The 12,564-nt window shown below is 44.5% G+C and carries 10 protein-coding genes and 1 tRNA gene; 3 read left to right on the top strand and 8 right to left on the bottom strand.

What is annotated here, in order from left to right; translation table 11 throughout:
- Positions 1-5 precede the first annotated feature (5 nt).
- Positions 6-923 (bottom strand): tRNA (adenosine(37)-N6)-dimethylallyltransferase MiaA, encoded by a 918-nt coding sequence (miaA, locus tag DW896_RS17920; RefSeq protein ID WP_005835499.1) that lies wholly within the window; start codon positions 921-923, stop codon positions 6-8.
- Positions 924-1,550: 627 nt separating this feature from the next.
- Here miaA and DW896_RS17930 point away from each other — a divergent pair.
- Positions 1,551-2,840, top strand: coding sequence for an MATE family efflux transporter (locus tag DW896_RS17930; RefSeq protein WP_117703368.1), 1,290 nt, complete (start codon positions 1,551-1,553; stop codon positions 2,838-2,840).
- Positions 2,841-3,126: 286 nt separating this feature from the next.
- On the opposite strand, the gene DW896_RS17935 is transcribed toward DW896_RS17930, so the two are convergent.
- Entirely contained in the window at positions 3,127-5,187 is a 2,061-nt protein-coding gene (locus tag DW896_RS17935; RefSeq protein WP_117703367.1) for a 3'-5' exonuclease, read from the bottom strand.
- 127 nt (positions 5,188-5,314) lie between these two features.
- Here DW896_RS17935 and DW896_RS17940 point away from each other — a divergent pair, with 127 nt between their 5' ends.
- On the top strand, positions 5,315-5,899 hold the full coding sequence (locus DW896_RS17940; RefSeq protein WP_117703366.1) for a nucleotidyltransferase domain-containing protein: 585 nt from the start codon (positions 5,315-5,317) through the stop codon (positions 5,897-5,899).
- Between the two features lie 2 nt (positions 5,900-5,901).
- Here the strand turns inward: DW896_RS17940 and DW896_RS17945 are convergent, their stop codons facing one another.
- Positions 5,902-6,666: a LuxR C-terminal-related transcriptional regulator gene (locus DW896_RS17945; RefSeq protein WP_057097189.1), complete on the bottom strand. Its 765-nt coding sequence runs from the start codon at positions 6,664-6,666 to the stop codon at positions 5,902-5,904.
- A 167-nt stretch (positions 6,667-6,833) separates the two neighbouring features.
- On the opposite strand from DW896_RS17945, the gene DW896_RS17950 reads away from it, so the two are divergent.
- Positions 6,834-7,295, top strand: a complete 462-nt coding sequence (locus DW896_RS17950) for a DUF2867 domain-containing protein (RefSeq protein WP_044468580.1) — start codon at positions 6,834-6,836, stop codon at positions 7,293-7,295.
- A 51-nt stretch (positions 7,296-7,346) separates the two neighbouring features.
- Here DW896_RS17950 and DW896_RS17955 read toward each other — a convergent pair.
- The 5 genes from DW896_RS17955 to sppA form a co-directional block, all read right to left on the bottom strand.
- Positions 7,347-7,419: transfer RNA gene (locus tag DW896_RS17955), tRNA-Phe, on the bottom strand.
- 143 nt (positions 7,420-7,562) lie between these two features.
- On the bottom strand, positions 7,563-8,612 hold the full coding sequence (thiL, locus tag DW896_RS17960; RefSeq protein ID WP_005828671.1) for a thiamine-phosphate kinase: 1,050 nt from the start codon (positions 8,610-8,612) through the stop codon (positions 7,563-7,565).
- Between the two features lie 6 nt (positions 8,613-8,618).
- On the bottom strand, positions 8,619-9,428 hold the full coding sequence (locus DW896_RS17965) for a purine-nucleoside phosphorylase (RefSeq protein ID WP_005835556.1): 810 nt from the start codon (positions 9,426-9,428) through the stop codon (positions 8,619-8,621).
- Positions 9,367-10,497 carry a tetraacyldisaccharide 4'-kinase gene (lpxK, locus tag DW896_RS17970; protein ID WP_009037013.1) on the bottom strand — a complete coding sequence of 377 codons (1,131 nt, stop codon included), beginning with the start codon at positions 10,495-10,497 and terminating at the stop codon, positions 9,367-9,369. Before lpxK ends, DW896_RS17965 begins: the two co-directional genes overlap by 62 nt.
- The gene (gene sppA / locus DW896_RS17975) at positions 10,498-12,267 is read right to left on the bottom strand and encodes a signal peptide peptidase SppA (RefSeq protein ID WP_009037012.1); all 1,770 of its coding nucleotides are present in this window, start codon (positions 12,265-12,267) and stop codon (positions 10,498-10,500) included.
- Between the last annotated feature and the right edge of the window lie 297 nt (positions 12,268-12,564).

Consider the following 12,564-nt stretch of genomic DNA (forward strand, 5'->3'; position numbering starts at 1 on the left):
TTTCATCATCCTTCCAACTTCTTCTTTACAAAAGCTATCTTTTCTTCCATCGGCCACCGGGCATTCATCCAATGGATGGTAAATCCACGCCGTTCCATACGGCGGAACCAGGTCATCTGGCGTTTGGCAAACTGGTGGATGGCTGTTTCCAGTTGCGTGAACATCTCTTCATAGGTCAACTTGCCGATGACATAAAGTGTCAGATACTTGTATTCCAGTCCGTAATAGATGAGGTCATCCGGTTGGATGCCTTGCTCTATCAGACGGCGCACTTCGTCTATCATTCCTTCTTCCAGGCGCTGGTGCAGGCGGCGGGTGATTTTCTCCCGACGCAATTCCCGGTCGATGTCCACACCTATGATGAGGCTGTTCATCTGGGGGAAGGAACGTTCGTCTACTGGGGTATGGGCATAGTACTCTTCGATTTCGATGGCTCGTATGGCACGTTTGGCTGTGTCCACGTCCGTAGTATTGTGCAGGCTTTTGTAACCTTTCAGTATGTCGGTCAGTTCTTCCAGCGATTTGTCCGCCAGACGGGTGCGCAACTCAGGATTCTCGGGTACGGGCAGCAGACGGTAGCCTTTCAGCACTGATTCGAGATACATTCCGGTTCCTCCACATACAACGGGCAGGCAACCTTTTTGTTTAATAGTCTCGTAAGCATTCAAGAAATCACGCTGATACTCGAAAACATTGTACTTATAGCCCGGGTCGGCTATGTCGATGAGGTGATAGGGAATCTGTTTCCCGTCGACGGTATAGTCGGCAAGGTCTTTGCCGGTGCCCAGGTCCATCCCCCGGTAGATTTGCCGTGAATCGGCACTGATGATTTCCGTATGGAGTTCGGCGGCCAAGGCGGCTGCAAATGGAGTCTTTCCTGAGGCGGTAGGCCCTAATATGGCGATTAAATCATAGTCTGGCATATATAAGTTCTTGTTAATCTCATTACAAAGATAGTGCAAACCGAATGCAGAATAAAATGAACTCGTTCATTTTTTATGCTGAGGTGCAGCTTATCTTCGTGTTAGTGCAAAGATAATGCAAACTGGGAGTATAATGGAAAGAACTTGCTTATTTTTTTACGTGATGCTATACCTCCTTTTCTATTTTGAAGCAGAAAAAGTGAAAAAGGACGTGAAAACGAGCATTTATCTTATTAAAATGTGTTATGAAACATGCTTTTTTTCTTGGAAAGTTTGTCAATGTCCCAAAAGTCCGTACCTTTGCAATGTGTTTTTCATAGTATTAGATTTAAGGTTAACAAAGGTTGGAGTACAGCGGTACTCCTTTTTTTATGCCCTAAACTGAACTTTGGCACATTTTTTCTGTACTTTTGCACTATATCTTGAATGAACAAACATATTCACCTTTTATGAAGCTCTGTATATAGCTACGCTCAACGAATAGCCCTGCTTGATAAAGCTATTCAGCTATCTGGCAAGCGATGACCCGTTTGCCACAGAGATTGTGTATCCTTTTATTCATGAATTTGCAGGATGGCATGCTGTACTTGTACAGTGTGTTGTTTTGTGCTATTTTATTGTTGAGCAATGCATTATACATATAAACAGATATGGCTTATCAACTTTCCGGTAATGATGAGCATTTTGATGGAGCAGCTGATAAATATAACCGATGCTGTTTTCTTAGGTCACGTTGGCGAGGTGGAATTGGGAGCATCTGCCATTGCGGGGATTTATTATTTGGCGGTCTACATGCTTGGGTTTGGGTTTAGTATCGGATTGCAGGTGATGATTGCCCGAAGGAATGGAGAATGTGACTATGGTAAGGCTGGGAAGATATTTTTTCAAGGTTTCTTCTTTTTATCGGGATTGGCCATTTTGCTTTGTCTGCTGATGCAGGCAAGTTCTCCTTTCATATTGGGAAGGTTGATTTCCTCGCCGGAGATTTATCGGGCTGTAATTCAATATTTGGACTGGCGCAGTTTCGGTTTGCTGTTTTCGTTTCCGTTTTTGGTTATCCGTTCTTTTCTTGTGGGAATAACATGCACTCGGGCATTATCGTGGGCTGCTGCCGTTGCAATAGTGATTAATATTCCTTTGAATTATATTCTGATAATTGTTGGAGGACTGGGAATATCGGGAGCTGCCATTGCTTCTTCTCTGGCAGAGATGGGTTCTTTGGTGATGCTTCTTTTCTATGTATGGCTGAAAATAGATAAAGGGAAATATGGATTGAAACCGGTATATGACGGAAAGCTGTTGGTGGATGTGCTGAGCTTGTCGGTATGGAGCATGCTTCATGCCTTTATCAGCGTGGCTCCGTGGTTCTTGTTTTTTGTGGCGGTGGAACATTTGGGTAAAACGGAATTAGCCATTTCCAATATTACGCGAAGTGTATCTGCTGTCTTTTTTGTAATAGTCAATTCTTTTGCGGTCACTACGGGTTCGCTGGTCAGTAATGCGATTGGGGCTGGAGAAAGGAGGGCTGTTTTCATTATCTGCCGTAAGATACTGAGGTTGGGCTATTCTGCTGGATTTCCACTGATAGGGGTAGCTGTATGCTGTAATCGCTTGATAATAGGAATCTATACAGATAACGAACTGTTGACGGAGCAGGCTTTCATCCCTTTTGTTGTGACGTTGCTGAATTATACCTTTGCCTTGCCAGGCTATGTATATCTCAACGCAGTTGGAGGGACCGGTAAAACCCGGATTACTTTTCTTTTCCAAGTGACTACCACTGTCGTGTATTTGGGGTATCTTTATTGGTTAAGCGCTTGCACTCATGCATCCTTGGCTATTTACTTAACGGCAGAATACCTTTTTGTGATTTTGCTGGCACTGCAATCGGTTTTCTATTTAAGAAGTAAACAATAAACCGTTGGCGGAATTGACTTGGCATATCTTTCATGTTACCGATGTGATGATTGTTTTAACTTGTTGTCAATCAGAGAGTAATTTTGCCAACCTATTGCCGTGCTTTTGGCAAACTTTTGCCAAGCCGATGGCAAAGTTTTGCCAATGCGGTGGCAAAGTCTTGCCAAGAAGGAGGCAAAACCTTGCCAACTTGTCGGCAAGAAAAGATACACTATTGATGAGATACGCCGTTGCTTGCCGCATCTTGTACAAGGCTGTTGGGATAGATTTCCTTAATAATCCATCATCAGTGAGTTGTCGGTCTTGCCTCGTGAAATGTCAAGGTTAGGCGGTGCATAGCTCTGGTTACAGCTACATAAAGCATACTCTTGTCAATCTCCGAACGGTAATTTCTCTCATCCGTCTGTGGAATAATGACTTCGTCAAACTCAAGCCCTTTTGCCATGTGGGCAGAGGTGATGACGATGCCTTGCACAAATGCGGAGCTTTGACTTGATAGGAAGCTGATATCATTGGCATATGATTTCAGCACGTCTGCCATCTCCCTGGCTTGCTGCTCCGTCTTGCATATGATGCCAAGAGACTTATATCCGGATTTCCGGTAAGTGGAGATTAGTCCCATAATGCCGGACAGTTCTTCTACGGCACTGCCGAACTGCAGGATTTGTGGCTTTTCTCCATGCCGGGCAACCGGTTCCAGCTCTGCGTTAGGATGAATCTTTTGCGCAAAATCCGTAATCTCGAAGGTGGAACGATAACTCTTACACAATTTCATGATTTCACTTGCAGTAAGTGACTTTTGGATAGTTTCTGCTGTGGATGAGCCATAAGGATTCACGGACTGTCCTGCATCGCCCAACACGGTTTTCCGGCATGGAAAGAGTTTCTGTATTACCTTGTACTGTATGGGCGAATAGTCCTGCATCTCATCTATCAACAGATGTTTGACTCTGAATGGCTGGTTCCCGCTTCCCTCCAATGCCAAGTGTAGGTATGCCAGCGGTGCCAAGTCTGAGTATTCGAGTGTATGTCCCTTTCGCATTTTGAACATTCCGGGATTATTTGTCCATTTAAAGAAATCTTTGTAGACTTGAATGTCGTTATTGCCTGCAAACATTAGTCTGATTTCTTTTTTCAAAAGGTTTCTGCCGGCGGTGGTTACCGTAAAGGCGTATTGTATTTTCAACATATCCAGCATATAATCAGCCATAGCATCAAATCGTCGGCGTATGGGATAACGGTTGAAACGTAGGTACTGTTCTTCAATAAACGGGGCAGGTATGGTGATGTATTTGGTCAGCTTCACGTCTGCTGCCTTGAAGTAGGTGTTCTCTATGTGGAGGATAAACTTGTCAAGCTCTGAAATGAAGCCGAAAGAGGCTTTATAGGCTATTCTGTCGATGAGGCTTGAGGATGGCTTCTCTAACAGTTCATTCACTAACCCGAAGTATGTTTGGTACTTGTATTTGTGTTCCAACACTCCGGAGAGTATTTGTTCCATACTGGTTTCGGGCACGGTTTCTTCTCCAAGTTCGGGGAGGACGTTGGAGATGTAATCGGAAAACACTTTGTTGGGGGAGACAATCAGAATATCTTTTGACGAGATGCTGTCTCTGAAGGTATAGAGCAGGTAGGCTATGCGGTGCAGGGCGATGGATGTTTTTCCAGAGCCGGCCACTCCTTGAATAATAAGCGTGCGGATATCTTCGTTACGGATAATCCGGTTCTGTTCCCGTTGGATGGTGGCAACGATATTTTTCATCTTGTCATCTGCATTGGAACTTAACTCCTTTTGCAGAATGTCGTCATGGACGGTCAGGGCACTTTCAATCATAAATTCCATTTTGCCGCCCCGAATTCTGTATTGGCGTTTTAGGGAAATTTCTCCTTTAATCTCTCCCGATGGAGACCGATAGCCTGCTTCTCCTAATTCATGGTCATAGAACATGCTCGAAACGGGTGCTCGCCAGTCATGGATAAGGGTAGCTCGACTTTCCGGGTCATAGAAGGTATGGATGCCTATATAGATAGGCATCACTTTGCTGTTTTCTTTCTTTTCCAAAAAATCAATTCGTCCGAAGTAAGGAATGGCAAGTATCTTGGTGAGCCGCTTACGCTTGTTGATTACACTTTCCCCCAAGGCAAAATGGTTTAGGATGCTTTCGCGCATGGAGCGTATCTCATGCGGGTCGATGTCTTTGTTGGACCAGATATAGTCTTTGTATTCTGCCAAGGTGTCGACGTGGTCTTTCACTGATGCGTCGGTATTACCGATAACCTTTTTCAGAAAACTGATTATTTGCTTTAAATATTCTTTCTCTTGTTTCTCTGTTTGATTGAATGCCATAATTAGTTGTTGCTAAAAGATAAGACAGTGTGCAAAATTAGTGTATTGTATCGGGAAGGGAAATGGCTATTTATAGCTATATACTGGGAAGTTTTATATCTTTGCACATTCAAAAAAGTGGAGGTAAATGGACATTCATGAGCTTGCAAGGCAGAATCAGCAATCTGCATGGAAAGTATTGGAAGATACCCGTATTATTGAAGCATGGGAGCGCATTGGAGCAACCGTTCATTTGGTGGGCTCACTCCGTACCGGGCTGTTGGCGAAAAGTAGGGATATAGATATCCATATTTATACCGATAGGTTGGATGTAGGAGAGAGCTTTTCGGTCATCCGGGAACTTGCGGAACGGTTGCCTTTGCAGGAAATACAATATAGGAACCTTATCCATACGGAGGAAGAGTGCATGGAGTGGCATGCTTTATATAAGGATAGAGAACAGAATACTTGGAAGTTTGATATGATTCACATCCGGAAAGGTTCCAGGTATGATGGTGTTGTAGAAAAGGTGACTGCCGCTATTGCGGAGCGCCTTACTCCTGAAATTAGGAAAACGATATTGCAAATCAAATTCGATGTGCCGGATGGTGTAACGATTCCAGGTATAGAGATTTATCATGCTGTCTTTACGGGAGGTGTCCGCACTTATAAGGAGCTTGAAGAGTGGCGCAAAACAAATCAGTTGGCGGACAGTCTCGGTTGGCTTCCGTAATCTTAGAGGTAGATACCAAGATTTTCTACTATATGGATGGCTTCCATTATATTGTTGGCATCTAACTTGCTTAGGATGTTTTTCCGGTGATTGTTCACAGTATAGATGCTCACTCCCAGCTGGTAAGCGATTTCCTTGCTTAGAAAACCTTGTCGGATGAGTCGTAATATTTCTTTCTCCCGGTTGGATAATTGTTTGTCGGGAGAAACAGTGCATGTTGGAAGCATCTCTCCCGTTTTTCTGTTCACCACCGTCCGTTTGATTCTTTCGATAGGGGTCTGGTCGGGAAGTATGTCCATTACTCCCATGATTATCCAGGCTTTACCATTCCGGTCTGTTTCTATGACTTGTTGCCGGCTACTTACATTGATATACTGTTGCCGTGCATTCAACATACGGAATTGAAATATTTGCCGGTAGTCATTTCTTTCTTCCGGTGGGAGTGAGTAGATGAACTGTCCATGCTCGATTTGGCATTCCGTGAGTTGCATTCTGTCATCAGGGTGTATTCTCTCTTCCAGTAAATCGCCTTGTTGCCTGATTGTCTTTATCCAAGTGGGATTGTATCCGAAAAGATGGGCAAAACTGTCGGATGCAAAATCGTATCTCTCTTTAAATACGTCAACTGTAAAAATACAGCTCTGACTCATTTGTGAGAACGCTTGCACGGATATTCTTTTCTTGTTCCATAAATCATAGTCCACATCGGGACCGCTAATCTGCTGTCTTGCCCATAATTCTTTGGGAGTTGTCTTGTTGGTAGTCATGGAACAAAGATAACTGATAATTTTCTTTTGAGTTTTATCTTTTACGGGATAATATTATTTCTAAGAATATGTTGTAGGGTTGGATTAAGTGGCTACCTTTGTAGGCCGTGTCATTGGGGACGCCGTGAATGAAAAGCAAACGAGTAATAAATTCAATATGTGATAAGATGAAAGATATACCGGCAGACAGCTTAATAAAGAATTATTTTCCTGTAGATTATATAGATTCTTTTTCTAAAGTGATGGTCACTGGGCAGGCTTTGACACCGGAAGATTTTCGCAATCTTGCCTTCAGCCGATTTCCTAAGTGGATTGGTTGGCTCATGAATTTCAGGAATGCGATTGTAAAGCCATTAGGACTGGATACAGCAACCAGATTTACAGATATGGTCTTGGATAAAAATCTGCATGAAGAAATTCTCGGAATGCCGGATAAGCATCTTGATTTCCATGTGTCCATGTGGTGCGGGGAATATCACGAAGGAAAACAAGAACTTCGGATTACTACTGTTGTGAAGTACAATAATTGGCTGGGAAGGGCATATTTCTTTATTATCAGACCTTTTCATGGGATAATAGTAAAGTCTATCTTAAAGCATGTTGCTGGGGATAGGGGGGAGTGGGTGTAAATAAATACTCCCATTGAAATATTATCATTTCAATGGGAGTATTTATTTGAGTGGTGCCACCAGGAATCGAACCGGGGACACAAGGATTTTCAGTCCTTTGCTCTACCAACTGAGCTATGGCACCATGTTTATCTCTTTTGCGGTTGCAAAGGTAGTGAAACTTTTGGACTATGCAATAGCTTTCATAATAAAAAACGCTGATAATTGGCTATATGGCTAATTATCAGCGTTTATGATTTGAGAAAAAATACTGAAAAAGTTTTATAGTTATGCTTTTTCCGCTTCTTCTTCCTTCAAAGGATTCCATCCTTGTGCTTTGAGTTCAAACTCTTGACCGTCACGGGTAATTAGGGCGCAGCCTAATTCCGGTTTGGTGATATGGCCAATCAGCTTGACGCCTTCCATTTCGGCAACCTTTTCATGGTCGGCAATGGGGACGGTGAACAATAACTCATAATCCTCGCCTCCGTTCAGTGCACAAGTGCTCAGGTTCATATTGAATTCTTCTGCCATTACAGCCGTCTGATAGTCGATAGGAATATGTTCTTCGTAAACTCGGCAACCCACTTTGCTTTGGGTACAGATATGCAGTAATTCCGAAGAAAGTCCGTCCGATATATCCATCATGGAGGTGGGTTGTATACCTTCTTCTGCCAGTTTCTGAATGATGTCACGGCGTGCTTCGGGCTTCAGTTGACGTTCCAGAAGATACTCCTTCCCCGAGAAGTCCGGTTGCAAGTCTTTGTCACCTCCTTTGAGCACCGCCTTTTCGCGTTCCAAAAGCTGTAGTCCCATGTAGGCGGCACCCAAGTCGCCGCTGACGCAAATCAGGTCGGTTTCGCGGGCACCATTGCGGTAGACCACTTTTCCTTTCTCACCCTCGCCTATGCAGGTGATGCTGATGGTAAGCCCAGTATAGGAAGCGGAGGTGTCTCCTCCCACGATGTCAACATCATATTCTTCGCAAGCCAAACGGATGCCGGCATAGAGTTCCTCCATGTCTTCTATACTGAAACGCTTGGATATGCCCAAGGAAACGGTAATCTGCTTCGGTGTGCCGTTCATGGCATAGATATCAGAGAAATTGACTACGGCCGATTTATACCCCAAATGCTTGAGCGGTACATACACAAGGTCGAAATGGACGCCTTCCATCAGCAAGTCGGTAGTAACGAGCACTTCCTTTTCGGCCGGGTAGGAGAGGACGGCGGCATCATCTCCGACACCATATCGGCTCGACTCGTTCTTTAGTTCAATGCCTTCGGTGAGGTGTCGGATGAGGCCGAATTCACCGAGGGTAGCTATTTCTGTTCTCATGCTTTCTTATGCTCTATTAATCAATTCACGCATAATCTCTGTCATTCTCGGTTGCGCCTCGTCCGCAGCTTTCTGCACTTCTTCGTGAGAGACTTCTACGATTTTACCTTCTACCCCCAAGTCTGTAATGACAGATACGCCGAACACTTTGATTCCGCAATGATTTGCCACGATGACTTCCGGCACGGTGGACATGCCCACTGCATCGGCACCCAGAATATGGAACATCTTGTATTCCGCAGGTGTTTCGAATGTGGGACCTTGCGTACCGATATAGACACCGTGCTGAACCTTGATGCCCTTTTCTGCCGCAATGGCGTCGGCCTTACGAATCAGCTCTTTGTCATAAGCTTCGCTCATATCCGGGAAGCGAGGACCGTAAGGTATGTTTTTGCCACGCAATGGATGTTCGGGGAAGTAGTTTATATGGTCGGTGATAATCATCAGGTCACCGATCGCAAAATCCGGATTTGTGCCGCCACTGGCATTGGAAACGAATAAGGTCTTGATACCCAGTTCGCGCATTACACGTACCGGGAAGGTTACTTCCTTCATGGAATAGCCCTCGTAAAAATGGAAACGTCCCTGCATCGCCATGATGTCTTTATGGCCCAGTTTGCCGAAGATAAGTTTTCCGCTGTGTCCCTCTACGGTAGAGACGGGGAAATTGGGGATTTCTTCGTACCTTATCTCATACTTTTCAGTGATTTCACCGGCAAGACTGCCGAGTCCGGTACCGAGGATGATTGCTGTCTCAGGCTGGGTGTGCATCTTTCCCTTCAGAAAGGCTGCTGTTTCTTGAATGCGCTCTAACATAGCCAATAATGTTTTGGTTAAATATATATTGTTGATTTTGTAAGATTTCTATTTCTATCGGCAGCACGTAGATGTACGGCTTTAGTGTTTCGTCCAGTGCGGGATGGAGTTTCAACCTTGCCGCATCTTTCTCCGTGGTGATTATCAGTCTTTTCCACTCTTCCAGGTGCTGGAATTGTTCCTTTATTTGCAATAAATCCTTGGGAGTAAAGTCATGATGGTCATCAAATGCCAGCAATTTGACGTGTGGCGTGTAAGATTCCACTTCTTTCTGTAAGGGGGCGGGGGAGGCGATGCCTGTCACCAGCAGTACTTGCTCGTCTCCGGTGAGGGAGGAGAGCACTTTCCGGCTGTTCGTTTTCTCGGGAAATAGCGGTGTCAACATTCCATAGCGGAATCTGGAGAAATACAGTTGTTGGTATGGATAGAGGTGGAGCCGTTTAGCTATGATGTTGAAGTCTATCGGCTTGATATCATCCGGACATTTGGTAACGATGACCATCTGTGCCCGGTTTTTACCGCTTGAAGGTTCGCGGAGTCTTCCGGCAGGGAGCAAGGCATCATCGCACAGTAACCGGTGAAAATCAGTTAGTAGAATGTTCAGCCCAGCTTTTACATGGCGATGTTGGAAGGCATCGTCCAGGATGATGGCTTCTACAGTGGGATTTTCCAGTTTCAGCAGTTGCTCAATGCCGTGGCAACGGTTTTCGTCTACCGCTACCCGTGCATTGGGGAATTTATTTTTAATTTGATACGGCTCGTCACCTATTTGGCGTACATTGCTCTTGTCATCGGCCAATACATAGCCTCGGCTTTTACGCTTGTAACCCCGACTGAGGGTGGCTACATTTACTCCGTTTTTTTGTAATAGCTTTATCAGATATTCGGTATGTGGCGTCTTGCCAGTTCCGCCCACAGCAAGATTGCCCACGCATATTACTGGAACGTCAAAACTCTTTGACCGGAGCCAGCCCCAGTCAAAGAGTTTATTTCGCAAGCATACCCCTATCCCATAAAGCCATGATAGGGGATATAGCCAATGATATATCTTGATAAAGTTTTCCTCCATTTATTGAATATTCAGTTCAAAGGGGACACGTGCTTGTATACGGTCACATTTGTCAAAATTCTCCAGGACGCTGAACTGCTGGTATATCTCGCCCATTGTGCCTTTCAGCATACGTGCTTTGATGTAGTTACCCGGATTGGTGTTCATCAGACTTTCAAAGAAACTTTCCTTTTTCGGATAGCTCATCACGGTATAGGCATCTACTCCGGCCTTTGCAATGGCAATGTCCAAAGCTTTGTCCAAACCACCCAATTCGTCGACTAGTCCTAGTTCCTTGGCCTTGCTTCCGGTCCATACACGGCCTTGGGCAATTTTATCCAGGTCTTCCTTGCTGATGCCTCGGCCATCGGAGCAGCGGGTGAGGAAGAGGTCATATCCGTTGTTCACATACATTTGCATCAGCCCTTTTTCCCCGTCATTCATCGGGCGTGTCAGCATGCCGAAGTCTGCGTATTTATTGGTTTTCACTACATCAAAATTTACCCCGATTTTATCAGTCAGCCCCTTTGCGTTGGGGAACATGCCGAAGATGCCGATAGAACCCGTCAGTGTGGTAGGCTCGGCCACGATGGTGTCTGCATTACAAGAAATGTAGTAACCTCCTGAAGCTGCATAGTCACCCATGGAAACAATGACTGGTTTCTCTTTCTTCAATTCGCTGACGGCATACCATATCTGTTCTGAACCATAGGCGCTCCCGCCCGGTGAGTTTACGCGTAATACTACAGCTTTTACATCTTCGTCATCTTTCAGCTTGCGCAGGTCTTTAATCACCTTTTTAGAGTCGATGCCTTCTTCGCTGGAGGCAGAAGATGAACCACCGTCAATTTCTCCATAGGCATAGTATACGGCAATCACATTTCCACTTTTGTCTTTGGGAACATTCTTCTTTACGTTAATCATGTCCTGCAAACCAAGTACGGGCATGCGGTCGTCTTTGTCGATGCCTACCATCGCTTTCAGGTAGTTGCGCACATCATTCTTATATATTAATGTATCGACCAGTCCGCATTGCACACTTTCTTCTGCGGGATAGAACATCAACATGCGGTCGGCAATGGCGTTCAGTGAGTCTACAGATATTTTGCGTGATTCTGCAACATCATTGGTCACTTGTCCCCAGATGGAGGTCAGGTAAGCGTCGATTTGTTCACGGTTGGCAGGGCTCATTTCGGTAGAGATGAAAGGCTCTACAGCCGATTTGTAGGTACCTACTTTGAATATCTGCATTTCTACTCCGATTTTGGCCAGCAAATCCTTGAAGAACATGGGGGTAGCGGCCAAGCCCCTCCACTCGACCATACCTTGCGGGTTCAGCAACACCTTGTCGGCTACACTTGACAGATAATAAAGACCTTGGGAATAGCTGTCACCATAAGCCACGATGAATTTTCCCGATTCCTTGAAATCCTTCAATGCATTGCGTATTTCTTCGCGTGAAGCAAATCCTGCACCCAGCGAAGTCGCTTCTATATAGATACCTTTAATGTCGTCATTCTCTTTTGCTTTTTTGATAGAAGAGAGGATATCATCCAGGCCATAAGTCTTATAATTGTCTCCCATAAGGGCATCGAACGGATTGTCTTGGCTGCGTTCAGCCAGTGCACCATTCAAATCCAGCATCATAATGGAGTTTTTGCGTACTTGCGTTTCTGACTCCGAAGATGATACCATGCTGAAAACCACCAGAATACTGCTGAAAACTAAAACAACGACTGATACGATGATGCCGGTAATGGTGGCAAACGTAAATTTCAGAAAATCTTTCATTGCACTTTATTGTTTTTAGTATGCTAACTTTTAAAAGCTAACAAAGATAAATAATTAGGTTGATATTTACCCTATCTGTCGCTGAGTTTTTCGGTTTGTCACAGTATTATGGGAGATTTCATTCTCTTTTCTTTTATCTTTGAAGTATTTCATTTCGTTCTTTATGGATAGTTAGTTTCTAAAATGCCAGATATAATTGCTATCTCTTTACTTTCTGAGTCTGTTTCTCTAAAAACTAATCTTTCCACATCAATGTTCTTTTCTTACCACAGCTGTGGAAAGAAAGAAACGCGGGTG

The organism is Bacteroides sp. AM41-16, from assembly GCF_003603495.1.
Classification (GTDB): Bacteria; Bacteroidota; Bacteroidia; order Bacteroidales; family Bacteroidaceae; genus Bacteroides; species Bacteroides uniformis.

Excerpts from the sequence above, each read along its gene's own strand:
- miaA (WP_005835499.1), bottom strand. The coding sequence starts at position 923 with ATGCCAGACTATGATTTAATCGCCATATTAGGGCCTACCGCCTCAGGA.
- DW896_RS17930 (WP_117703368.1), top strand. The coding sequence starts at position 1,551 with ATGCATTATACATATAAACAGATATGGCTTATCAACTTTCCGGTAATG.
- DW896_RS17935 (WP_117703367.1), bottom strand. The coding sequence starts at position 5,187 with ATGGCATTCAATCAAACAGAGAAACAAGAGAAAGAATATTTAAAGCAA.
- DW896_RS17940 (WP_117703366.1), top strand. The coding sequence starts at position 5,315 with ATGGACATTCATGAGCTTGCAAGGCAGAATCAGCAATCTGCATGGAAA.
- DW896_RS17945 (WP_057097189.1), bottom strand. The coding sequence starts at position 6,666 with ATGACTACCAACAAGACAACTCCCAAAGAATTATGGGCAAGACAGCAG.
- DW896_RS17950 (WP_044468580.1), top strand. The coding sequence starts at position 6,834 with ATGAAAGATATACCGGCAGACAGCTTAATAAAGAATTATTTTCCTGTA.
- thiL (WP_005828671.1), bottom strand. The coding sequence starts at position 8,612 with ATGAGAACAGAAATAGCTACCCTCGGTGAATTCGGCCTCATCCGACAC.
- DW896_RS17965 (WP_005835556.1), bottom strand. The coding sequence starts at position 9,428 with ATGTTAGAGCGCATTCAAGAAACAGCAGCCTTTCTGAAGGGAAAGATG.
- lpxK (WP_009037013.1), bottom strand. The coding sequence starts at position 10,497 with ATGGAGGAAAACTTTATCAAGATATATCATTGGCTATATCCCCTATCA.
- sppA (WP_009037012.1), bottom strand. The coding sequence starts at position 12,267 with ATGAAAGATTTTCTGAAATTTACGTTTGCCACCATTACCGGCATCATC.